At 36.0% G+C, this 24281-nt stretch carries 22 protein-coding genes; all 22 read right to left on the minus strand.

Translation table 11 applies throughout. From position 1 onward, the window contains the following. Window positions 1-1284, minus strand: coding sequence for an EF-P 5-aminopentanol modification-associated protein YfmF (yfmF, locus tag BN999_RS02515; RefSeq protein ID WP_096269826.1), 1284 nt, complete (start codon window positions 1282-1284; stop codon window positions 1-3). 167 nt (window positions 1285-1451) lie between these two features. Further along, window positions 1452-2405 (minus strand): ABC transporter permease, encoded by a 954-nt coding sequence (locus BN999_RS02520; RefSeq protein WP_096269827.1) that lies wholly within the window; start codon window positions 2403-2405, stop codon window positions 1452-1454. Then, window positions 2406-3470: an ABC transporter permease gene (locus BN999_RS02525; protein WP_176481854.1), complete on the minus strand. Its 1065-nt coding sequence runs from the start codon at window positions 3468-3470 to the stop codon at window positions 2406-2408. Further along, window positions 3439-4980 (minus strand): ABC transporter ATP-binding protein, encoded by a 1542-nt coding sequence (locus BN999_RS02530; RefSeq protein ID WP_096269829.1) that lies wholly within the window; start codon window positions 4978-4980, stop codon window positions 3439-3441. Before BN999_RS02530 ends, BN999_RS02525 begins: the two co-directional genes overlap by 32 nt. Window positions 4981-5138: 158 nt before the next feature. Beyond that, window positions 5139-6245 (minus strand): BMP family lipoprotein, encoded by a 1107-nt coding sequence (locus tag BN999_RS02535; protein WP_096269830.1) that lies wholly within the window; start codon window positions 6243-6245, stop codon window positions 5139-5141. A gap of 106 nt (window positions 6246-6351) precedes the next feature. Then, on the minus strand, window positions 6352-7077 hold the full coding sequence (locus tag BN999_RS02540) for a GntR family transcriptional regulator (RefSeq protein ID WP_096269831.1): 726 nt from the start codon (window positions 7075-7077) through the stop codon (window positions 6352-6354). A 295-nt stretch (window positions 7078-7372) separates the two neighbouring features. After that, the gene (locus BN999_RS02545) at window positions 7373-9649 is read right to left on the minus strand and encodes an FtsK/SpoIIIE family DNA translocase (RefSeq protein WP_096269832.1); all 2277 of its coding nucleotides are present in this window, start codon (window positions 9647-9649) and stop codon (window positions 7373-7375) included. A 110-nt stretch (window positions 9650-9759) separates the two neighbouring features. Further along, entirely contained in the window at window positions 9760-9978 is a 219-nt protein-coding gene (locus BN999_RS02550; RefSeq protein ID WP_096269833.1) for a YlzJ-like family protein, read from the minus strand. Beyond that, complete coding sequence (locus BN999_RS02555; protein WP_096269834.1) at window positions 9978-10721, minus strand: ClpP family protease; 744 nt, start codon at window positions 10719-10721, stop codon at window positions 9978-9980. The genes BN999_RS02550 and BN999_RS02555 overlap by 1 nt, the downstream gene beginning before the upstream one ends. 253 nt (window positions 10722-10974) lie before the next feature. Then, window positions 10975-11850: a 4-hydroxy-tetrahydrodipicolinate synthase gene (dapA, locus tag BN999_RS02560; RefSeq protein ID WP_096269835.1), complete on the minus strand. Its 876-nt coding sequence runs from the start codon at window positions 11848-11850 to the stop codon at window positions 10975-10977. 6 nt (window positions 11851-11856) lie between these two features. Continuing rightward, window positions 11857-13110: an aspartate kinase gene (gene dapG, locus BN999_RS02565; RefSeq protein WP_096269836.1), complete on the minus strand. Its 1254-nt coding sequence runs from the start codon at window positions 13108-13110 to the stop codon at window positions 11857-11859. A gap of 27 nt (window positions 13111-13137) precedes the next feature. Further along, on the minus strand, window positions 13138-14187 hold the full coding sequence (asd, locus tag BN999_RS02570) for an aspartate-semialdehyde dehydrogenase (RefSeq protein WP_096269837.1): 1050 nt from the start codon (window positions 14185-14187) through the stop codon (window positions 13138-13140). A gap of 78 nt (window positions 14188-14265) precedes the next feature. Continuing rightward, complete coding sequence (dpaB, locus tag BN999_RS02575; protein ID WP_096269838.1) at window positions 14266-14856, minus strand: dipicolinate synthase subunit B; 591 nt, start codon at window positions 14854-14856, stop codon at window positions 14266-14268. Further along, a complete protein-coding gene (dpaA, locus tag BN999_RS02580; protein WP_096269839.1) occupies window positions 14847-15740 on the minus strand; it encodes a dipicolinic acid synthetase subunit A in 894 nt (297 codons plus the stop codon). Before dpaA ends, dpaB begins: the two co-directional genes overlap by 10 nt. Before the next feature lie 173 nt (window positions 15741-15913). Next, on the minus strand, window positions 15914-16147 hold the full coding sequence (locus tag BN999_RS02585) for a YlmC/YmxH family sporulation protein (protein WP_096269840.1): 234 nt from the start codon (window positions 16145-16147) through the stop codon (window positions 15914-15916). A 776-nt stretch (window positions 16148-16923) separates the two neighbouring features. Then, a complete protein-coding gene (locus BN999_RS02595) occupies window positions 16924-18144 on the minus strand; it encodes a M16 family metallopeptidase (RefSeq protein ID WP_096269842.1) in 1221 nt (406 codons plus the stop codon). A 20-nt stretch (window positions 18145-18164) separates the two neighbouring features. Next, a complete protein-coding gene (locus BN999_RS02600; RefSeq protein ID WP_096269843.1) occupies window positions 18165-19118 on the minus strand; it encodes a polysaccharide deacetylase family protein in 954 nt (317 codons plus the stop codon). A gap of 129 nt (window positions 19119-19247) precedes the next feature. Beyond that, on the minus strand, window positions 19248-21362 hold the full coding sequence (locus BN999_RS02605) for a polyribonucleotide nucleotidyltransferase (RefSeq protein WP_096269844.1): 2115 nt from the start codon (window positions 21360-21362) through the stop codon (window positions 19248-19250). A 186-nt stretch (window positions 21363-21548) separates the two neighbouring features. After that, on the minus strand, window positions 21549-21818 hold the full coding sequence (gene rpsO, locus BN999_RS02610) for a 30S ribosomal protein S15 (protein ID WP_026906165.1): 270 nt from the start codon (window positions 21816-21818) through the stop codon (window positions 21549-21551). A 144-nt stretch (window positions 21819-21962) separates the two neighbouring features. Beyond that, on the minus strand, window positions 21963-22904 hold the full coding sequence (locus BN999_RS02615; protein ID WP_096269845.1) for a bifunctional riboflavin kinase/FAD synthetase: 942 nt from the start codon (window positions 22902-22904) through the stop codon (window positions 21963-21965). Between the two features lie 19 nt (window positions 22905-22923). Then, complete coding sequence (gene truB, locus BN999_RS02620; protein ID WP_096269846.1) at window positions 22924-23817, minus strand: tRNA pseudouridine(55) synthase TruB; 894 nt, start codon at window positions 23815-23817, stop codon at window positions 22924-22926. 78 nt (window positions 23818-23895) lie between these two features. Beyond that, entirely contained in the window at window positions 23896-24240 is a 345-nt protein-coding gene (gene rbfA, locus BN999_RS02625; RefSeq protein WP_096269847.1) for a 30S ribosome-binding factor RbfA, read from the minus strand. Window positions 24241-24281 lie beyond the last annotated feature (41 nt).

A 24281-nucleotide genomic window follows, 5' to 3' on the forward strand; every position in this document is an offset into this window, starting at 1 on the left:
TTACGCTCCCCCTTCATTGGTTAGCAGGTATACTGTATCTTCTACAATACTTTTTCCAACTTCGATTACCTCTTCTAGTGTTACTTTCTTAATATTCTCGATCAGTTCATTTGGGGTAATCTGTGTATCAGCGATAACTTGTTGATACAGCATTTCAATTATTCCTTGTGGGTGATCTAATGTTTCTTGCAACGAATTCACAATTAAATCCTTTGTTTCCATTAATTCATTTTCAGTTATATCGCCATTCTTCATAGCCTCCATTTGTTCCTCCATAATATCCCTAGCTTTTTTGTAATCTTTCGGAGCAATACCACTAAATACTAGTAATAAACCTTTATGGCTTTCTAATCTGGAGGATGCATAATAAGCAAGGCTATTCTTTTCTCGAACGTTTATAAACAGTTTAGAACCCGGAAAACCACCTAAAACACCATTAAAAACCTGTAAAGCCGCATAATTTGAATCCTGGAAACGGATGTTCGTTCGATACCCGATGTGTAATTTAGCCTGTTGAATATTTTGCTCTTCAATTACTTCCTTAACCTCTTTCTTGGAGGTAGATTGCTCTGTATCTGCTTTTTTATTGTCATTCTGATATCCTTCTCTTTTAAAGGATGAGGAGATAACTTCTTCCATTTTATTTACTTCAACATCTCCAAGTACATAAATATCAATTTGATCGTTCTTTAAAAGGTCTTGATAATACTGATATAAATCTTGTGAGGTTAAGCTAGTTAAGTCTTCCTCATAACCACTCACATGAGTTTGGTATGTTTCCCCCTCACACATTTCATCAATGAGTCTCATGTTTGCATACTTCATTTTGTCATCGACAATGGATCTAATCTTCTGTTTTAATGTTTCCTTTTCTCTATTAAACACCGTATCATGAAAACTCTTTCCATCCACATTCGGATGAAAAATAACGTCATTCAGTAAACTAACCGCTTTATCCATAATATTAGATTCATTAGGTATGAACTTTTCATTTGCTACCTCTAGTCTAAAGCTAAGAATGTGGCTATCACCTTTCTTTCCCCCATCAATAGAGAGAACAGCTCCATACAAATCATCAAGTACTATTTGTAATTCTTTTCTACTAGGGTATTTCTTAGGTCCTTGTTGTAATACATAAGGTAGTAATGCTCTTTTGGTAATGGTTTCACGGCTTAATGGTGCTCTGAATTTAACGACGATATGAACTGTTTTAAATTTTTCATTTGGTACAAAATGAACATTGAGTCCATTAAAGTTTTTTACTTCTTCTTGGATAGTAACCATACATTTTCCTCCAATTTTATACATTAACTTGTTCTTTAGTTTGTACGATTTTTCATTATCAATGAACGTTTTATTAATAACCATAGTTTACCATTTATATGTGAAGGAACCAAAAAAAAACTGACTTGAAAGAAACATTCAAGTCAGTTCTTTTTAAAGCTATTACATTATCTACTACCTTTAATATAAGGAATACCATTAGCTCTTGGTGCGTCAGCACGACCAATAAATCCTGCTAAAGCTAGAATGGTTAAGACATAAGGTGCTATTAACAAGAACACCTGTGGAATATCTTCTAATACAGGTATCCCAGAACTTACAATACTTAAACTTTGAGCAAAACCAAAGAATAAAGCAGCTCCCATAGCACCTAGTGGATGCCATTTACCAAAGATAACGGCAGCAAGTGACATAAACCCTTGTCCAACAATCGTTGCATGTGAGAAGTTTGATACGATTGTTAAAGCAAAGACTGAACCACCTAAACCACCTAAGGCTCCAGAAAGAATTACTGCAATATATCGCATTTTATATACATTAATTCCGTTTGTATCAGCTGCCATTGGATGTTCCCCAACCGCTCTGAGTCGTAATCCAAATGCTGTTTTATAAAGTACGAACCAAGCAATAAAGGCAATGATAATAGCAACATAAGATGTTACATATACACCTTGGAAAAAGATAGGTCCAATAATAGGAATTTCCGATAAAACAGGTATGTTCTGTGAGTTGAATGGCTCAGCAACCATATCCGTTTGTCCTTTTTCATACCACACCTTGGTTAAATAAACGCCAACCCCTAATGCCAGCATGTTAATTGCAACACCACTTACCGTCTGGTCAGCTCGGAATGAAACCGATGCAATGGCGTGAATACTAGAGAATAAAGCTCCTGCTATCATCGCTACAAGAATAGATATCCAAGGAGTAAGTCCCCCAAAAACATCTGCAAATGTTAGATTAAAGACTATACCGACAAAAGCACCGATTACCATTAGCCCTTCTAACCCAATATTAATTACTCCAGATCGCTCACTAAAAACTCCACCTAATGCGGTCAAAATCAGCGGTGCTGAAAAGAATAACACGGTCGGAACTATTGATGCTAAGATATCGAGCATTTATTTCCCCTCCTTTTTAAAGCGAGTTAATGCCCAGCGTATAATGTAACTTGAAGCCACAAAGAAAATAATAATAGCTATGATAATATCAACGAGTTCAGTTGGTACACCAGCGCTCGGCATTTCCCCTGCTCCTTCTTTTAATACACCAAAGAGTATAGCAGCTAGGATAACTCCTAAAGGATTATTTGCACCTAATAATGCTACTGCGATACCATCAAATCCTAGATTTGTAAAACCTGAAATTACTGAAACGTTACCATATGTTCCTAATCCTTCCATTACTCCGGCTAGTCCTGCAAAGGCACCAGATATTACCATAGAAAGGATAATATTCTTACTTACATTCATACCAGCATATTTAGATGCATGGCGGTTAAATCCAACAGCTTTTAATTCATAGCCAACTGTTGTGCGGTCAATGATAAACCACATGACAACTGCGGCAAACAAGGCAATTAAAATACCGTAATGTAATCTAGAATAAAACGTTAATGCCTGAAGCCACTCTGATCCTAATGATGCTGTTGCAGCAATTTTTTCAGTTGAAGTATTATGATCAGTTAAAACAGAGCGTACAATCTCATTGGATACGAACATTGCAATATAGTTCATCATGATGGTTACAATAACTTCATGAACACCTAGTTTGGCTTTTAATAGTCCTGGGATAAATCCCCAAAGCCCACCCGCAAGAGCACCTGCTAAAACAGCTAGTGGTAAGTGAATAATCATCGGTGCATCGACTACAAGTCCAATCCATACTGCAGCAAGCCACCCAACGATAACTTGTCCTTCTGCACCAATATTAAATAGTCCTGTACGAAATGCAAAAGCAATCGCAAGACCAGTTAATATTAATGGAGTGATTCTTCTAATTGTTTCACCTATTGTAAAAGCATCATAAAAAGCACCATTCCATAAAGCTATATATCCTTCAATAGGATTATGTCCAGAAATAACCATGATAATGGCACCAACAATTAATCCAAGTAGAACTGAGATGATTGGTACGAGAATACCAAATAATCGATTATTTGACGTCACTTGAATCACCTGCCTCATTTATTGTGCTACCTGCCATCAATAACCCTAGCTCTTGCTCATTTGTTTCTTCTGGCTTCACGTTAGCAACAATTTTTCCATCAAACATTACCGCGATACGATCACTTACATTCATGATCTCGTCCAGTTCAAAGGATACAAGTAATACTGCTCTTCCTTTATCCCGCTCTTCAATTAATTTACTATGAATAAATTCGATTGCCCCAACATCAAGACCACGTGTTGGTTGAGCAGCAATTAATAATTCAGGTGAACGATCAATTTCACGTCCAATAATTGCCTTTTGCTGGTTTCCACCAGACAAAGCTCGAGCAGGAGTAAACTCACTAGGAGTTCGGACATCATATTCTTTAATAAGCTCTTTCGCTTTATCATAGATTTCTTTATAGTTCAGCACTGACACTTTCGAATACGGTTTTTGATAGTAAGTTTGTAGAACCATATTAGCGCCGATAGGATAATCCAGTACTAAACCGTATTTATGTCTGTCTTGTGGAATATGGCCTAATCCACTTTTAGTAACATTTCTCGGACTCATATTTGTAATATTTTTTTCTTTTAATGTAATTTTTCCTGAGCGAGATTTTGTTAAACCGGTTATAGCTTCAATGAGTTCAGATTGTCCGTTCCCATCCACACCAGCAATTCCTACAATCTCTCCAGCACGAACATCTAAATTTAACCCCTTAACTAAATCTACCTTCCTAGCATCTTGTACGAATAGATTTTCAATATGGAGTACTACTTCTTTAGGATTTGCTGGTTTTTTCTCAGTTTTAAAGTTTACTTCGCGCCCTACCATTAATGAAGCAAGTTCATCAGGATTCGAATCCTTTACTTCAACTGTTCCGATTCCTTGACCTTTTCGAATGACGGTACAGCGATCACAAACTTCCATAATCTCTTTTAATTTATGAGTGATTAGTATGATTGATTTACCTTCTCTTACTAGAGAACGCATAATATCCATCAGTTCGTGTATCTCCTGTGGTGTTAGTACTGCTGTTGGTTCATCAAAAATTAATACCTCAGCACCTCGATACAGGGTTTTTAATATTTCTACACGTTGCTGCATACCAACTGATATTTCACTTATCTTTGCAGTTGGGTCTACTTTTAAACCGTAGCGGTCTGAAATCTCTTGAATCTCTTTTTCTGCTTTTTTAATATTGATACTACCAAAAGCACCCTTAGGTTCACTTCCAAGGATAATATTTTGTGTAACGGTAAAAGGTTCCACAAGCATAAAATGTTGATGGACCATTCCAATCCCTAAATCATTAGCAATATTTGGGTTTGTAATATTAACTTTTTCACCTTTCACGCGGATTTCTCCTGCTTCAGGTTGGTATAACCCAAACAATACGTTCATTAAAGTAGACTTTCCAGCACCATTCTCACCGAGTAGTGCGTGAATTTCACCTTTTTTTAATTGGACTGTAATGTTATCGTTAGCAACAATACCCGGAAATTCTTTACGGATATTCAACATTTCAATCACATATTCCACAGATGTCACCCCTCTTTAATAAATTAGTTCATTTATATAGTAGATTTCATAAGTATAAAATCACCAAATGAAAAAGACGCCAAGCATCTTCTTCAGTTGAGGATTTTAAAGCAAAAAGATTGGAAAAGACCATTGAATAACGGCCTTTTCCATATTTATTAAAGGCTTTCTAAGAATGTTTTTAATTCATCACGAGTAGAAGGAGCTTCTACATCACCGTTTAGAATTTTTTCTTTCCATTCATCAACAGTGCTAATGATTTCTTCAGTCATTGCTTCTGTATTTGTAGTTGCATAACCAATACCATCTTCTTCAATACCGAATTCTAGAAGTTCTCCACCAGGGAATTCACCGTTCATTGTCATTGTTGCAACATCTTCAACAGCTACATCAACACGTTTAATCATAGAAGTAAGTGTTACGTTAGTGTCGCCTACTTTACCTTCTTCATGTTGGTCACGGTCAACCCCGATTACCCAAATTTCACGATCTGGATCATTTTGCTTCAAGTCTTTTGCTTGGTTAAATACACCATTTCCAGTTCCACCAGAAGCGTGATAAATAACATCCACACCATTGTCATACATGTTTGTAGCAATTAATTTACCTTTTGCTGCGTCTCCAAAGCTTTCAGCATACTGTACATCCACTTCGATATCTGGGTTTACAGATTTTGCACCAGCAATGAATCCAGCTTCAAATTTATTAATTAATGGAGAATCAATTCCCCCTACAAAACCAAGTTTATTAGTTTTGGTTTTTAATGCAGCAGCAACACCCACTAGGAATGACCCTTGGTGTTCTTTGAATGTGATACTTACAACGTTTGGCAACTCAATAACATCATCTACGATACCAAAGTGTGTATCTTCATTTTGTTTTGCAATTGTTTCTAAATCTGCTTTTAGTTCAAAACCGATACCATACACTAAATCAAAATCGTTACGTACAAGACGAGTTAAGTTAGGAATGTAATCCTCTTTACCATTTGATTGTTCATAAGCATAACCTTCCCCTTCAGTTAGGCCATTCTTTTCACCAAATGATTTTAAACCTTCCCAAGATGATTGGTTAAATGATTTATCATCAACCCCACCCAGGTCTGTTACCATACCTACTTTGAAGTCTGCATTATCTTCAGTTGTTGCATCTTCTCCAGCCTTATCATTGTTACCGCTATCTTTCTTGTCATCTCCGCCACCACATGCAGCTAATAATAATCCTAATCCAAGGATTAACACTAACAAAAAGCTTAGTTTTTTCATGAATAATACCCCCATAATGAATTTTAATAAGTATTTTTTAGTCATGTACTACTATGTGCGTTTTCCTACAAAAGTCCCGACATCACCCCCTAAAAGGTTACATAATTTATATACGTTTCCTCAATACATGGAAACTAAATACATCAGAACGAAAATAGTTTAAAGAATATAAAACTGGTTCATCGTCTTCTGTATAATGCATTTGTTTCAATAATAATAGGGATTGATCAAAATCACAGTTCAGTATGTTAAAAATTCTTTCATGGAAGCCTACAGGTTCAATATAAGTTATTGCATAGCTAATACGATTATTTGCGTGTTCCTCTATGGTCTTAAACAATGAATCTTCTCTGTGAGCAGCTTCATTTGGGATTAGACCTTGTGGTAATTTATCAATGCAAAAAACCACTGGTTTACCATCAGCTGTGCGAATTCGCTCAATCTTTACAAGTTTAGTTAGAGTGAGTGGTTTAAATTTTTGTCTTTCTTCTTCAGTTGGTTCTATTATCTCCGTTGAATAGTACTGAGAACCGGGTTTCTTACCAGCTTGTTCAATCATATAAGTCACACTAGTAAGTTGTTCTATACCTGATGAAACAATTGGTTTTGAATTAACAAATGTACCAACACCATGTTTTCTAGTTACAACATTATCCTCCTCTAATAGTCGAAGAGCTTCTCGTAATGTCGCCCTAGAAACACCTAAATTTTTAGAAAGTTCGAATTCCGATGGCAACTTTTCATTTGCACTATATAAACCGTTTTCAATATCATGTTTAATTTTGTCAATAACTTGTAAATATAAATGCCTAGAGTCAGACTTAATAGACATAGAGAACCCCCTAGTATTTGCTCTATTACCTCAGGGTATGCAGGATTTCCGACAAATACTGACAACCATACCTTGAATAATATATCATTAATTACCAAACAAATAAATAGTTTTGTTAAAAATTCGATACTTTATTTTTAAATGTTATACTATTTGCTGAAAAGCACTCATATTGCGGTTTCAATGTATTGAAAAGTCAAAAAATGCTATTTTTTTCTGTTATCAATATAGTAAAGGACCAAATGACACGATTAGTTATACGTTATCACCTAGTCCTTATTCTATACAAACGTTTTTAAGATGTTTTTTCTTCGGTTTGAGACACTAATACTGTTCTTGGCTTACTTCCTTCATAGGGACCTACAATTCCCCTTGCCTCCATTGCGTCTATCAATCGAGCCGCTCTTGTATAACCTATACGGAATCTTCTTTGTAGCATAGAGACACTTGCACTTTGCATTTCTGTTATTAGTTGTACAGCATCATCATATAGTTCATCATCGACTTCTTCCACTACGTCATTGGAATCCTCGGGAATCATTTCCTCTTGATAACTTGCTTTTTGTTGTTCGATACAATGATCAACAATTCTTTCCACTTCATCATCCGAGAGAAATGCTCCTTGAACTCGAATTGGTTTAGAGGACCCGACAGGCAAGAATAACATATCCCCGCGACCGAGAAGTTTTTCTGCTCCACCGGAATCAAGGATTGTTCGAGAATCTGTTGAGGAGGAAACACTAAAAGCAATTCGCGATGGTATGTTTGCTTTGATTACCCCTGTAATAACATCAACAGAAGGTCGTTGTGTCGCAATAATTAAGTGTATACCAGCTGCCCTCGCCATCTGAGCAAGTCTAGTAATTGAATCTTCCACATCACTAGATGCTACCATCATGAGATCAGCAAGTTCATCAACTATTACGACAATATACGGAAGGTTCGGCTGACCTTCATTATCATCCACTGTCCTGTTATACTTTCGAATATAATCATTATACCCTTCTATGTTTCTTGTGCCGGTATCGGAAAATAATTCATAACGCCTTTCCATTTCCGCAACGACTTTTTTCAGAGCACGAGATGCTTTCTTTGGATCCGTCACAACTGGTGCTAATAGATGTGGAATACCATTATATACATTCAATTCTACCTTCTTCGGGTCTATCATCATCATTTTAACCTCATGGGGTTTCGCACGCATTAAAATAGTAGTGATGATACCATTGACACAAACACTTTTACCGCTACCTGTTGCACCTGCGATTAATAGATGTGGCATCTTATTTAGCTCTGCATGTACGGCATCCCCTGAGATATCTTTCCCTAGACCAACTAATAGTTTAGAAGATTGATTACTTCCTGTACTATCTAGTACTTCTCTTAGTGACACCATCGCAATTTCTTGATTGGGCACTTCAATACCAACAGCTGATTTTCCAGGAATCGGAGCCTCGATACGAATATCCTTTGCTGCAAGGGCAAGTGCTAAGTCATCATGTAAACTAACAATCTTACTTACTTTCACACCAGCTTCAGGATATACTTCATATTTTGTTACGGCAGGGCCAACATTTACCTTAGTAACTCTCGCTTTTACACCAAAACTATGAAACGTTCTTTCTAGTTTTCTAACGACAGACTGGATTTGAGCCTTATCATGGTATTGTGAGTTATGCGCAGGTTCAGTAAGTAAATTTGGTGAAGGTAAAATGTATTCCGGATTTTCAACTTCCGCCATTGGCATAACTTCTACATCATCGTCTGGATCTTCTTCTACTTCATTTGTATTTTCTTCTTGTCCAATATCTTTTGGCACAGAAGAAATAGGCTCCTCAAAAGCATACGTAACATCTGGGAATTCATCTGATTTGGTCTCTATTATTGGTTCTACAAGAACAGGGCTATCCTCTGCTTCATCACTATTTTTCTTCTTGTTCACTCGCTGACTTGGCTTCATTCTTCCTTTAATATTCTTTATTTTATGTTTGCTTTGTTTTCCTATTTTAGTGAAGAAATCACCTATTGAAAACTCGGTTAAAAAGATTAAACCAATTATAATAGAAAAAATAGCAACAATTTGTGCACCAACAGAAGAAAATAGATAATAACAAAATGCGAAAAGGAATGCTCCAATCATTCCGCCACCAGTTTGGCCAGCTGACGCATCACTTCCAACAAAATCAAAAAAATTAACCCAAGTAGCTCGTATAATAGATGTATCACTAGAAGCTGCTAGTAAACTTTCATAAGTCTGAATATGTGTATAGAGTAATGTTCCTAGTAAAATAATATAAAATCCTATCATTTTTTTATGTAAAAAGTTTGGATAGTGTCTCTTAATAACTAGGTAAATACCAATTACAAGTAAGAACAGAGACGCAGTAAAGTACCAAACACCTAAGAAAAAACGAAAAATATGTTCTAAACCACCAGGAATTGCTCCATCACTTATTGCACTAGCACCACTTCCGAAGATTGCTAGAAAAATAAACAATAGACCAAGAAGTTCGAATTGAACTTGTTTTTTTAGTGAATTTTTTTTCTTCTTTCTTCTTCTCTTCTTTGCCATAAACTCACCTCTTACACTTCACTGATGTTTTGAAACTTATACCCCTGCCTCTATTGGCAAGGGTATAATCTTCTAGTTGATAATTAATAGTATATCATAGACAAACAAATTTAACGATTGTTATTAGGTAATATAGTACCTGGTGTATACATATTATTTAGGTAGTCTTGTGGATCTGTTGACAGTAATTGTACGAGTTGGTACTCTCCACTACTGTTTTTTTCGACAAAGACCGTTTTTCCTTCATATGTAATACATTGGCGATTAGTGTAAAGGTTCTCAGCTGTAGGAAAGATATCAGATTCTGATAATGGTGTATATAGTATCATTATTGAATAACCTCCTGCTCTCCATTTCCTTTCGCTTGTGCAATATATTCATTAATTTTGATCATTGCCTCTTTAACACCACCAACTTCATCAATCAAACCATACTCAACTGCGTCGGTACCAATTACATTTGTTCCAATATCTCGAGTTAGATTTCCTTTTGCAAACATTAAATCCTTAAATTTCTCCTCTTTGATATTAGAATGGTTTACGACAAAATTAATTACTCTTTCTTGCATCTTATCTAGATATTCAAAAGTCTGTGGTACGCCAATAACAAGACCTGTTAGTCTAACTGGGTGAATGGTCATGGTAGCAGTTGGAACAATGAATGAATAATCAGTAGAAACTGCAATTGGAACTCCAATTGAGTGTCCACCACCAAGCACAATAGAAACGGTTGGCTTAGATAAAGAAGCAATCATTTCCGATAGTGCAAGACCCGCTTCCACGTCACCTCCAACAGTATTTAATAATATAATTACCCCTTCTATCTTAGGATTTTGCTCTATGGCAATTAGTTGAGGTAAGAGGTGTTCATATTTAGTTGTTTTATTTTGTGGTGGTAACTGTATATGTCCTTCGACTTGACCGATGATAGATAGAACATGGACATTGGAATCCGGTGCTTGTGGAACATTCGTTTGTCCAAGCGCTTGAATCTTTTGCACTAAAGAGGACGGTCCAGATTGCTCCTCTTGTTCTTCTTGTCCATCTTTTTTTTCAGCATCTTTATTTGTCATGAAATACACTCCTTTAAAAAGATCACTATGGATATAGTATGAACGAGAATCTATAAATAAATTCTTCTTTTAACTTGTTTCCAATCATGCAAAGTAAACTATTTGATTATTCCTATTAAATTTATGGCACCTATTTTTCTGAAATGGGGAAACCCGAAAACAAATAAAAACCGAACAATGATTTACTACTTCCCGTTTGGGAACTAGTTCATTGTTCGGTGACTGTATATGATCTAATTTAGATTGAATCTACTTATCCCTTCAAACCTTCTAACAATAATTTTATGTTGTTATTTTCTACTTCTGTTAGCGGAACTAATGGAAGGCGAACTCCACCGGGATTTATCCCTTTAAATACAAGTGCAGCTTTCACAGGGGTAGGTGATGGTGCCTCAAATAATCCATTCATGATCGGTAATAGCTTACGATGGATCGAGGCTGCACGATTAGTATTACCTTCTTCATATGCTTTAATCATTTCCTGCATCTCATTTCCAATAACATGTGATGCAACTGAAACAATCCCATCTCCACCTATGGCCATCATCGGTAAGGTTAGCCCATCGTCTCCACTGTACACCGAAAAGTCATCATTAGTATTTTCAATAATGATAGCTGCTTGATCTAAATCTCCACTTGCTTCTTTCACTGAGACAATATTATCAATTTTACTTAAGGCAATAATTGTTTCAGCAGTTAATTTAACCACAGAACGGCCTGGTATATTATATAACATAACTGGGAGTGAAGTTTCATTAGCTACCACTTTAAAGTGTTCATACAATCCACGTTGATTTGGTTTGTTATAGTATGGTGCTACAAGCATAATGGCGTCTACACCACAGTTTTCAGCTTCCTTCGTTAATTCAATGGTGCTCTTTGTGTTATTTCCCCCTGTTCCGGCAATTACCGGGACACGTTTATCGACAATTTTAACAACGTGTGAAAAAAGCGCAATCTTTTCTTTTGTTGTGAGTGTTGGTGATTCACCTGTCGTTCCTGCAACTACTAATCCTTCTGTTCCATTTTCTAAAAGGTAATTAACTAATTTCGTTGTTTCATCAAAGTTGATTTCCCCATTTTCATCAAATGGAGTAATCATAGCAGTTAAAATTTTACCAAAGTTCATTTAAACTCACCTTTCTGTTAAAAAATCATGCAAAATTGTCGATTCCTTAGATAAATTGAATTCCTCGTGTAAGGCATTTACAGCTTTGTATACATCCTTGTTTGGAATTAGTACCCAAATAGTTGTGTGGCTATCTGCAGATTGTAAGATTTGTACTCCTTGACCTGTTAATGCCTGAACAATCCTTGAAGCAACGCCTGGAACACCTGTCATTCCTGCACCCACTACCGAAACCTTGGTGCAGTCCCTCATGACGTTAGGTTTGAAGCCATTCTCTTTTAGAATCGCTGTTGCTTTCTTTGTTTCCACATCAGGAACTGTGTATACCACGCCAGTAGGATATATATTAATAAAATCAATTGATATTCCGGCATCAGCCATTGCTTTAAATACTTCTGATTGCATTCGATAAGCTTCTTTTTCCTTGGTTTGGACCTTAATCTGTGAAATATTTGTTAAATGTGCAATTCCTGTTATTAAACGATCCGATACATCTACTCCAAGATTTTTACTTGTTTCTGTGGTAACCAAAGTGCCACCACTTTTCTCGTAAGTTGAACGAACAAGAATAGGAACTTTCGCATGCATAGCAATTTCGACTGCTCTTGGATGAATTACTTTAGCGCCTTGGTAAGCTAAGTTACATATCTCACGGTAAGACACAATATCTAATGCACGTGCATTTTTCACTACTCTTGGATCTGCTGTCATGATTCCATTTACATCTGTAAAGATTTCAATTCTGTCTGCTTTTAGCGCAGCACCTAATGCTGCAGCTGATGTGTCGCTGCCTCCACGACCTAGAGTTGTGAGTTCACCAATTCCATTTTTACCCTGGAACCCAGCCACCACCACAACATCGTATTGATTAAATTCTCTGAGTATTCGTGTTGGATTAACTTCTTTTATTTTTGCTTGATTATAATCTGCATTTGTTAAAATACCAGCTTGCGCTCCAGTTAACGCAACAGATTTTATCGATTTCTTCTTTAATTCATTGGATAATACCACAGAGGAAATAATCTCTCCACAAGCCATAAGCATATCAAGTTCTCGACTTGTGATAGAATGCTCTGGAAAACCAACTAAATCTAAAAGAGAATCGGTTGCATAGGCACTCGGTCTCCTACCTAATGCAGATACAACAACTACAAGCTTAAATCCATCCATTACTGCTTTTTCTATATGATTAATAACATGTTCCCTAGAATGTTTATCTTGTACAGAAGTTCCACCAAATTTTTGAACTAATATCTGCACACTTTGACACCTCTACCTAACTTTAGTTTATTTTATTAGTAGCCCCTTTTCTAGAACACGTTCGGCTATCTGCACAGTATTCCACGCAGCACCTTTCAGCAAGTTGTCAGATACCACCCACATATGGAAGCCATTATCTTGATCCAAGTCTTTTCTCACGCGGCCCACAAATACATCCGTTTTACCAGCAGCACTAAGTGGCGTCGGATAAACTTGCTCACTTGGGTCATCCTGTAAAGTAATGCCATCTGCATTACGCAATACTTTCCATAAATCTTCAGTGGATAATCCTTCTTGCTCTACTTCAATATATACGCTCTCAGCATGAGAAGTGAAAAAAGGAAGACGTACGCATGTAGCCGATATCTGAAGTTCAGGAGCATGCATGATTTTCTTTGTTTCGTTAATCATTTTCATTTCCTCAAAGGTATATCCATTATCTTGGAACAAGTCAATCTGAGGTAGTGCATTAAAAGCAATTGGATAATGCTTCTTATCTGCTTTTACTGGTAACAATTCTGGATTTATTTCTTCTTCATTTAAAAATTTCTCAGTCTGTGAACGTAACTCTTCAACAGCTTGATTTCCTGCACCAGATACAGCTTGATACGTCGAGACAATAACCCTCTGTAAACCAAAGGCTTCTTTTATTGGTTTAAGAGCAGCTACCATCTGAATGGTAGAGCAATTTGGATTTGCTATAATGCCATTATGATTTGCTAAGTCACTTTCATTTACCTCTGGAACGACTAGTGGTACATTCTCATCCATTCGATAAGCACTTGTATTATCCACAACAACAGCACCTCGTTTAACTGCTTCTGGAGCTAATTGTTTTGAAACTGCTCCACCAGCAGAAAACAAGGCAATATCTATATCGTTAAAACTATCATTCGTAGCTTCTTCTACTATTATTTCACTACCCTTAAAATTAACCGTAGTACCAGCTGAACGCTTTGAGGATAGAAGCTTTAATTGTTGGATTGGAAAATTCTTTTCCTCTAGTATTTTAATAATCTTTTGACCAACTGCTCCTGTTGCACCAACTACCGCTATATTATAAGTTCTTTGTGTCATGATGATGACTCCTTCCTCAGACGGATAATTTAAATTTTCAAAATCACTTTAATACTTAAGATATTATTTTATCATAAACTATTCCGAGAATGGAACTAAAACTGGCTGTAGTTGTTTACCCTCTAAAGCAAGTTTTATAGAGTCTGGTAATAAATCCATCTTAGCTACTAATGAATTTGGCTTCTTATAAGGGTCATCTTGACCAAAAGGTACGAAGTATATATATTTACTAGACATTAAACGCATTAAATTAACACCATTCAAACCTAATGCATCATTTGTAGAAATTCCTAATACGACAGGACTGCCATTTCTCATGGTTGCTTTCGCAGCCATTAATGGTGGAGAATCAGTTTGGGCATTTGCAAACTTACTCATGGAGTTACCTGTTATAGGAGCAATCACCATACAATCTAAAGGATTTTTGGGCCCAAGTGGTTCTGCACCTGGCATTGTTGATATAACTTCTTGACCAGTTATTTCTTCAATACGTGCAATATGATCCTTAGCCTTTCCAAACTTTGTATCAACATTTGCAACTGTGTAAGTTACGACCGGAACTACTTCCGCGCCAAGTTCCATCAATCGTTCCATTGGACCAAAGACCGCTTCATATGTGCAGTGGGATCCAGTAACTCCAAAACCAATTCTTTTCCCTTTTAAGTCCATCCCAATAACTCCTTTTCTTTTGTTAATATTTGGATAATTACGTCTGCAAGTATTTTACCAGCTGTCTTGGGTGCTACAATACTTGGCAAACTACGAGCTAATATCGCTTCAATTCCTCTTTGTTTTGCATATTCGAAATCCGTTCCACCAGGCTTTGACGCTAAATCAATAATTACTGCATTTGATGGGAGATTTTGTATTGCTTCTTTTGTAATTACCATTGCTGGTATCGTATTAATTAATAAATCACACTCACTTGTATATTCAGGTAATTTATTTAGTTCAATTGGTGTTAATCCCATTTCCGTAATTCTTGCAAGATCGGTAGATTTTCTTGTAGCAACAGATACCTTTGCACCTAAAGCAGAAAATTTATTAGCAACAGTATTACCAACTCTACCAAATCCTGTAACTATTACTCTTGAAGAATGAATGGTATAATCGGTGTTCTCGATTGCCATCATGATTGTTCCTTCAGCCGTTGGTATTGAATTGTAAATCGCCACATCATCCCGGTCTAGTAAGGGAATTAACGATGTCTTAGTCTTTGTAGTTAATTCTGTTAAATGATCATTCGCTATTCCTGTAAATACGACTGCATCCTCTTTTAATCTATGAAACCAGTCTTCTGTAATGCGAATTTCTTCCACTGAAAATACAGTTTCTACTTTCCCTTCTTCATCAGTACCAGTGATTGGTAATATGACAATATCTAATTCCTCACAATTAAGATCCTCAAATTCAGTTTGATTTAATCCGGTAAAACTTTGCTCCAATTTATCATAACCAACCAATATAAGTTCTATATTTTCAATAGCTTGTAGCTGCCTAATTAATTCTAAATATCTAGCATCCCCGCCTATTACAGCTATTATTAATTTCATTCCTTAGAACACCCTCCAACTTCAAAAAATAAATAGTTCCTTGACAACATGGTTTTCATAGTTAAAACATTTTTCTTTATAGCTTATGTTCTTATAGGCGGTTAGTGAATAGTTGTTAACAAAATGCATAGAAAAAGGCTAGTATCCCTATTCCGATACTAGCCCTCTTCATACTATTCTGCTTCAATCATTATCATATCCTCACCAATTTTGCGGATTGAATTCCAATGGATTTTGGCTTCCTCACCTTCTTTTTTCAGTCCGAACCATTTATAGTTTGGCAGGATAAAAGAGTGTATCTGTCCAGTGTGCTCATCAATCTCCAAATCAGTTTGCCCCAGAACACCTAACCGTTTTCCATTAGAAATATTTACTATTTCTTTATTACTAATATCGTTATAACGCATATATCCACCTCCAGAACTTACAGTTACTTCATATATATGCTAAAAAATAACTTGTATTCCCTCGTCAACATCTCAGATCTGTGAAAGTTTAAATTAATTTCATATCCGTAGCAAGTTTATTCTAGTTAATTGCCAATAGAAGTAAAAATCCCCACCATTTTTACCATTTACAAATTAAACATCATCATGATGAAGATTACTATCCATAATAATTCCTTATCAAGATAAAAATAGCATATCAATGGGAGGTCCAATGATATGCTATCAATAACGAAATCTTGAGTATTGGCTGTTTTCGAACAGTTGTTACTAATTTATTAGAAACTGCGCGGCTAGTATTCTTTTTGGGGAGCACCATACCCGCTACGGAAATACACTCCGCTAGTAAGATGTAATGAATAAATTTAATGGCATCTAAATTATTAAAATACATTATTTAACCTCATACACTAATGAGAAAACTAAACTAGCGTAGGCAGAATACGGAGACTCCTCGAAAATAAAGGACGATTTTCTTCGTGCGATGATTACGCTGCCGATGTCTTCCTTGTCCTACGGGAATAGCACGAGTCCGAAGACCCCTAGAGAGGCGAACTTCCCTCGAGGAGGCTGAGGCCGTGCCCGTGGAAAGCGGAGTGTTCTGCCGGAGCGGTGTAGTACAGCTCTGCACCCAATTACTAATTGTGTTGTGATTAAACTAGTTACCGCACAGTTTCTATCTACTATTCAGGAAAAGCACATTCTTTTTTTGCTAAGCATTTATAATTTATTGTTAATTACATCATTTTTGGTGCTATTAAGGCGGTTGATGGTTCTACACCAAATGTAAAATCAATGACCTCGCGAATAGAATCATGATTAACCGCATCGATTTCTTGAATCATCTCATCTAACGTACGATGACGCTGTAAGAGAAGCTCGTTTTTTCCATTTCTACTCATTCGACTATTTGTACCCTCCAAACTAAGCATTAAGCTACCTTTTAATTGTTCCTTGCTATTTCTTAATTCTTTATCAGATAATCCTTTTTCCTTTAAGGTAAGAATCGTACTTTCAATAGTTTCTTGTAGGAGTGGTAGCTGATCCTTACCAGTTCCAGCATATATAGTTAATAAACCGTGATCTAAGAAAGAAGAATGGTAAGAGAATACAGAGTATGCAAGTCCTCTCTTTTCGCGTACCTCTTGAAATAGTCTTGAACTCATGCTTCCACCAAGTACATTATTTAAAATTATTAAGCTATATACATTGTTAGCCCCTAAAGGTAAACCATTATAGCCAATGCATAAATGGGCTTGTTCTGTTTCTTTATGCCGTTCAATTTTTTCACTTAAAAAATTAGGCTTCTGAATTTTTGAACGTTCATATGTTGAGCTGTAGTGACCAAAGTAACTTTCTACTCTTGACATAAAATCAGAATCTACATTCCCCGCTACTGAAACAACTACATTCTCTGGTATATATTGCTTATGTATATATTCTCTAAGTGTTTCGGGAGTAAATGTTCGAAGATGATTCTCTGTACCTAAAATAGGATATCCTAGTGGGTGTCCTCCGTAGGATGCTCTTGCCAATAAATCGTGTACAATATCATCCGGTGTATCCTCATACATTTTAATTTCTTCATATACTACCTTTTTCTCACGTTCCATTTCTTCTGGATCAAACGCAGAATTGAAGAACATATCTGCCAAAACCTCTAATGCATAATCTTTATGAGTATCAAGTACCCTAGCATAGAAACAAGTATATTCCTTTGAAGTAAATGCATTGACCTGTCCTCCAATTGCATCAAAAGCTTCTGCTATATCTGAAGCCGAACGTGTTGCTGTCCCTTTAAAAAACATATGTTCTAAAAAGTGAGAAATACCGTTATTTATTTCATTTTCGTTTCTTGAACCCGTTCTTACCCAGATTCCGATTGTAACTGATCTGACTGCAGGTATTTTTTCTAAGACAATGCGAAGTCCGTTATTACTAGTGTGTTTTTCAATCAAATTAGTTCCTCCTGTAAAAACTATCGAGTTTCAGATAATAATTTGTCAATAGTACCTATTTTATAGTCTTTCTCTTTAATTTCTGTTATTAGTGAGGGTAGTCCTTTAACAATAGAAGTAGTAGGATGCATTAAAATAGTTGCACCTGGGTGGATTTTCCCCATCACTCGGTTAATCATAACATTTACTGCCGGATTCTTCCAATCTACCGTGTCTACTGTCCATAAAATTGTATCCATCTGTAGCTCATCTGCAACTAGGACCACTTCCTCTGAAAAGCTCCCACTAGGTGGGGCAAACCACTTAGGAGTCCCACCTGTTATCGCATTAATGACATCATTTGTGTCCTTTATTTGATTCATAATCTCTGTTCTATTTAATCTAGCCATATCTGGATGATTGTAAGCATGGTTACCTATAGTATGTCCTTGTTCTAAAATCATTTTCACATAATCAACATTGTCTTTAGCCCATTTCCCTTCGAGAAAGAAAGTTGCTTTCACTTTATGGTCTTTTAAGATATTTAATATTTCTGGGACATGTTCTGTCCCCCAAGATACATTAATTAAAAATGATACCATTTGCTTCTCCGGATGACCTCGGTAAATTGGAGCTGCTTCTAGATCATCAAGTGAGACTTTTGGTTTTATTTGTTTATAGACAAGTAAATTTTCATTAAAATTCCCATCTTTTTTCATTCTAATATACGATGCTTCCACATCAACTTGCCGCCCATTTCTCCCAGGTGTTTTCTTCCAAACAGGATCTATATATGCATCTTTTGGTTCCTCATTATAGGAAGCAGCCTTTTCTTGAATCTCTATATATAGTGGGTCTTCCTCAGTGTTTAAGACGGGAAGTTGGGAAAATACAGCTTCGTCATTTGTTTTAAAGGGATTAACATTTATATTAAATGAAAGCATTACAATAATCACAAATACAACTAAATTAATATAATTTCGATAGTTAATCATTTCATCACTCCTCCATCTCATTTATATGAGTGATGGGGACAAGATATGAAATCAATTAAAGAAACGCACTTTATTTTTCAAGTAGTAAGGAATAAAAAAAGAAACTGGATTTCCAGCTTCTTATAAAAACTACATTGTTGATTTTTCAGCCTTTTCTTTTTGTTCCTTTAGAACAGCTTTGCGCGAAAGATTTACTCGCCCTTGGTGATCAACTTCTTTCACTTTAACCATGATTTGATCACCGATTTTTACAACGTCCTCTACTTTATTCGTTCTCTCTTCAGCTAATTCTGAGATATGGACTAATCCATCTTTTCCTTTAAAGATTTCTACAAATGCACCAAATTTCTCAATACGCTTAACTGTACCTAAATAAACTTGTCCAACTTCTACTTCTCGTACAATATCTTCGATAATATTTTTGGCTCTTTCATTCATTTCTGGGTCTGTAGATGAAATGAATACATTACCATCTTGTTCTATATCGATTTTTACGCCGGTTTCTTCAATAATCTTATTGATTTGCTTTCCGCTTGGTCCAATTACATCACGGATTTTATCTGGATTAATGCTCATCGTCAAGATCTTTGGAGCGTATTTAGATAATTGTTCTTTCGGTTTATCGATAGTCTCAAGCATACTTTCTAGAATCTGCATACGTCCTTTTTTAGCTTGCGTAAGTGCTTCTTCTAAAATGTCTCGAGATAGGCCATCAATTTTAATATCCATTTGAAGGGCTGTTACACCATTTTCAGTCCCTGCAACTTTGAAGTCCATGTCTCCTAATGCATCTTCCATCCCTTGAATATCTGTTAAGATTGTATAATCATCACCAGATTTCACAAGTCCCATTGCAATTCCAGCAACTGGAGCTTTGATTGGAACACCAGCATCCATCATAGCCAACGTACTTGCACAGATACTTGCCTGTGATGTTGATCCATTTGATTCCAACACTTCTGATACCAGTCGAATAGTATAAGGGAATTCCTTTTCTGAAGGAACAACTTTCTCAAGAGCTCTTTCTCCAAGTGCACCATGTCCAATCTCACGACGTCCTGGTCCACGCATTGGTCCCGTTTCCCCAACACTATATTGTGGGAAATTATAGTGATGCATAAACCGTTTAGACTCTTCTAGATCTAAGCCGTCTAGAATTTGCACATCTCCTAGCGCACCTAGTGTACATACACTTAATGCTTGAGTCTGGCCTCTTGTGAATAAACCTGAGCCGTGTGCTCTTGGAAGTATTTTAACTCGTGAAGATAAAGGACGAATCTCATCAGGCTTACGACCATCTGGACGAACTTTTTCTTTTGTTATTAAACGACGCACTTCTTCTTTAACCATTTTATCCAGAATAGAACTTACTTGTTTGACAACCTCTGGTTCTTCTTCTTGATAATCATCTAACACCGTATTTTTCACTTCACTAATTGCTTCTTCTCGTGCATGCTTTTCTTTCACCTGAATAGCTTGTAGCAGTTTATCATGTGCTTCTGCTTCAACTTTTGCTTTTAGATCTTGGTCCAGTTCAAATAGTACAACTTCTGATTTCACTGGTTGAATAGCTTGTACTATTTCTTCTTGGAATTCAACGAGACGTTTAATTTCATCATGTCCAAACATGATCGCTTCTAGCATAACCTCTTCAGGAACTTCATCCGCACCTGCTTCAACCATGTTAATGGCATCTTTTGTTCCAGCAACCGTTAACTCGATATCACTCTGAGCTTCTTGCTCGACTGTCGGATTAATGACAAATTCACCATTTATTCTACCTACATGAACTCCTGCAATTGGTTGTTCAAATGGTATATTAGAGATAGAAAGTGCAATGGAAGACCCAATCATTGCTGCTATTTCAGTAGAGCAGTCTTGATCCACACTCATTACTGTACTTATCACTTGTACTTCATTACGGAAACCATCTGGGAATAAAGGACGAATTGGTCTATCAATTAATCTTGATGCCAATATAGCCTTTTCACTCGGTCTACCTTCTCTTTTGATAAAACCACCAGGGATTTTACCAACTGCATATAATCGTTCTTCATAGTTAACTGTTAATGGAAAGAAAGGCAAATCTTTTGGTTCCTTCGATGCAGTTGCAACAGCGAGAACAGATGAATCACCATATTGCACCATACAAGCTCCACCAGCTTGTTTCGCTAATTCTCCAATTTCAACAACAAACGGTTTTCCGGCTATTTCAGTGGAGAATACTTGTTTTTCAATTGCCATTATTACTAAAACTCCTTTCGTAAAACACTTCTATTTTTATTTTATACTTATTAGCCATTAATGTAAATTTTATCACTGGTTATTATCTATCAGATAATTTAGATTGTCTCTTTTTAACTCTTATATTATGTATGTAAATTATAGGATAAACGTAGAAAAAAAGCAGGATTACTCCTGCTTTTTACATTATCTACGTAAGCCAAGCTTTTTAATTAACTCACGGTAACGTGTTACGTCTTTATTACGTAAGTAGTTAAGTAAGTTACGACGCTTACCAACCATTTTTAAAAGACCACGACGTGAATGGTGATCCTTCTTATGAACACGTAAATGCTCATTTAAAGTATTGATTTCAGCAGTTAGTACAGCAATTTGTACTTCTGGTGAACCAGTATCACTTTCATGAACTTTGTATTCATTAATGATTTCATTTTTACGTTCTTTAGTAATAGCCATATTAGGCCACCTCCTATTATTATTAGTAACCCCTGTCCCCTAGCAAACGTCGGAGTTTCGATTTGCCAAGCGAAGGTTTTAACTGTTTAAGTGTACATCTTTTTATAACAAAATGCAAGGTCTTGTAAAAATGAATAAAAATTCCTAACTATTATTATTTAGATAAGAACGTATTTCTTCTTCATCTTTTCTCATTCTTTCAACTAAAGCTTCTACACTATCAAATTTTTCCTCATTACGAATATATTTATACCATTCTACAGTTACTTCTTTACCGTATATTTGTTGATTAAAATCAAAAATATAGACTTCAAGTGATAAATCAATTCGATCCTCAGTAAAAGTTGGGTTCACCCCTAGGCTTGCCATTCCTTCATAGTATTTCTCATCCATTATCACACGAACAGCATATATTCCGGGTTTAGGTAAGTGAGCTTCTGAATTATAGTTAATATTAGCTGTAGGATAACCTAATTCTCTTCCTCTTTTATCCCCTTGAATTACAGATCCACTTGTAGTAAGTGCCCTTCCAAGTAGTATGTTAGCATGCTCAACATTACCTGAATCAAGTAAACTTCTTATTTTGGTAGAACTAATCTTTTCACTATCTATCGTCACTTTATCAATTACAGTATGATTAAATTTCCCACCAGCATGACTGCTAATGGTTTCCATATTACCTTTACCCCTATGTCCATATGTAAAATCAAATCCAGCTACCATATGTTTTATATTTAGACCAATAATAAAATGATTGACGAAATCTTCTGGACTTAAAGCAGAAAGTTCTTTGTTAAAATTAATAATATAAAGGCGATCTACACCCAATTTCTCAAGTATTTCCTGTTTTTCCTTAAGCGGTGTAATGTATTTTACATCATGATTATTTCTGAGTACTACAGATGGATGAGGATAAAACGTAATAACAGCACTTTCCTTATGCGTTTCTTTTGCTTTAGCAATTGCATACTGAATGACGGCTTGATGTCCCCGATGTATTCCATCAAAAAATCCAATTGCAGCAATTGTTTCAGGTAATTCTTCAGTTTGTAACTGATGTGGATACGACAACTCTATTGTTTCCATTTTCTCACCTACACTTTGACTACTCGCTAAATACGCGAATCGGTTTTATTTCACCCTTCTTCTCCGGGTGAATTTGATAGATTGCTAATAATTTGTCACCATGCATTACTTTAAATGGTCTGGCCTCCATTATTTGATCTGTGCGTGAAAGCTTTTGTCCATTTAACACCTTTTGTTTCGTTTGTTCATCCACCTGCACTGTATCTAAATGGGTCAAGCCTTCTGTAATGGGAAGTAATAATTCTTGTTCATTACCATTTACACAAGCAGCTTCAATCGTTTCAAAATCAAATGTATGTTCTCTCGTAATTGTTCCAGTCTTTTCCCGAACAAGATAAGTCATATGTGCAGGATATCCTAATTCCTTACCAATATCAACACATAATGTTCGGATATAAGTACCTTTGGAACATGTTACATTAAATTTAATTTTGTTCGCCTCTTCATTCTTAGAAATAAAATTAATTTCATGAATAACGATTTTCCGTGATGAGCGCTCTACCGTTTGATTAGCCCGGGCATATTCGTATAATTTTTTACCTGCAACCTTGACAGCAGAGTACATAGGCGGAACTTGTGTAATCTCACCCTGAAATGATTTTAACACGTTTTCTATTTTTTGTTGAGTTGGAAAACGGGAAACCTTTACTTCTTCGATAATGTCACCGTGTGCATCTTCCGTTTCTGTTGCGCTTCCTAAAGTAAGCTCGGCAGTATAAACTTTTGATGTTTCTGTAAGAAACTGGACAATCTTAGTGGCTTGACCAATACAAATAGGCAATACGCCCTCAACTTCTGGGTCGAGGGTACCTGTATGGCCTACTTTTTTGGTTTTATATAATTTTCTTATTTTCATCACACAATCATGCGATGTCCAACCTTTTGGCTTCCATAGTGGTAAAATACCATCCATTATTTATTAACCCCCAAAGGTTTATTCTTAATAAAAATCTGACCCAACTGAGTCAGATTTTTATGTTTACATTATTGATTAATTTTTGTTCATATCACGTAGAATTGTTTCTATGCGATTGCCATATTCAAGTGCTTCATCAAATTCAAAATTAATTTCTGGTGTTTTTCGTAACCGAATTCGACTTCCAATTTCAGAACGGATAAATCCTTTAGCTTTTGCAAGCCCAAGTAAAGTATCCTTCTTCTTATTATCATCACCTAGAACAGATATATATACTGTAGCTTGTTGTAAATCTCCAGTGACTTCAACATCTGTAACGGTAACAAATCCAACACGAGGATCTTTAATCTTTCTAGTTAAGATTTCACCTAATTCTTTCTTCATTTGCTCTGCTACCCGATTAGCTCGTAAATTACTCAAAGTATTCACCTCTTTAATTAAGAACCTATAGAAAAGCAGAA

The organism is Paucisalibacillus globulus, assembly GCF_900184735.1.
Taxonomy (GTDB): Bacteria; Bacillota; Bacilli; order Bacillales; family Amphibacillaceae; genus Ornithinibacillus; species Ornithinibacillus globulus_B.

Bases quoted from the DNA above. Each gene is read 5' to 3' on its own strand.
- yfmF (WP_096269826.1), bottom strand. From the start codon at position 1,284: ATGGTTACTATCCAAGAAGAAGTAAAAAACTTTAATGGACTCAATGTT.
- BN999_RS02520 (WP_096269827.1), bottom strand. From the start codon at position 2,405: ATGCTCGATATCTTAGCATCAATAGTTCCGACCGTGTTATTCTTTTCA.
- BN999_RS02525 (WP_176481854.1), bottom strand. From the start codon at position 3,470: ATGAGGCAGGTGATTCAAGTGACGTCAAATAATCGATTATTTGGTATT.
- BN999_RS02535 (WP_096269830.1), bottom strand. From the start codon at position 6,245: ATGAAAAAACTAAGCTTTTTGTTAGTGTTAATCCTTGGATTAGGATTA.
- BN999_RS02540 (WP_096269831.1), bottom strand. From the start codon at position 7,077: ATGTCTATTAAGTCTGACTCTAGGCATTTATATTTACAAGTTATTGAC.
- BN999_RS02545 (WP_096269832.1), bottom strand. From the start codon at position 9,649: ATGGCAAAGAAGAGAAGAAGAAAGAAGAAAAAAAATTCACTAAAAAAA.
- BN999_RS02550 (WP_096269833.1), bottom strand. From the start codon at position 9,978: ATGATACTATATACACCATTATCAGAATCTGATATCTTTCCTACAGCT.
- BN999_RS02555 (WP_096269834.1), bottom strand. From the start codon at position 10,721: ATGACAAATAAAGATGCTGAAAAAAAAGATGGACAAGAAGAACAAGAG.
- dapA (WP_096269835.1), bottom strand. From the start codon at position 11,850: ATGAACTTTGGTAAAATTTTAACTGCTATGATTACTCCATTTGATGAA.
- asd (WP_096269837.1), bottom strand. From the start codon at position 14,187: ATGACACAAAGAACTTATAATATAGCGGTAGTTGGTGCAACAGGAGCA.
- dpaB (WP_096269838.1), bottom strand. From the start codon at position 14,856: ATGGACTTAAAAGGGAAAAGAATTGGTTTTGGAGTTACTGGATCCCAC.
- dpaA (WP_096269839.1), bottom strand. From the start codon at position 15,740: ATGAAATTAATAATAGCTGTAATAGGCGGGGATGCTAGATATTTAGAA.
- BN999_RS02585 (WP_096269840.1), bottom strand. From the start codon at position 16,147: ATGCGTTATAACGATATTAGTAATAAAGAAATAGTAAATATTTCTAAT.
- BN999_RS02600 (WP_096269843.1), bottom strand. From the start codon at position 19,118: ATGATTAACTATCGAAATTATATTAATTTAGTTGTATTTGTGATTATT.
- BN999_RS02605 (WP_096269844.1), bottom strand. From the start codon at position 21,362: ATGGCAATTGAAAAACAAGTATTCTCCACTGAAATAGCCGGAAAACCG.
- rpsO (WP_026906165.1), bottom strand. From the start codon at position 21,818: ATGGCTATTACTAAAGAACGTAAAAATGAAATCATTAATGAATACAAA.
- BN999_RS02615 (WP_096269845.1), bottom strand. From the start codon at position 22,904: ATGGAAACAATAGAGTTGTCGTATCCACATCAGTTACAAACTGAAGAA.
- truB (WP_096269846.1), bottom strand. From the start codon at position 23,817: ATGGATGGTATTTTACCACTATGGAAGCCAAAAGGTTGGACATCGCAT.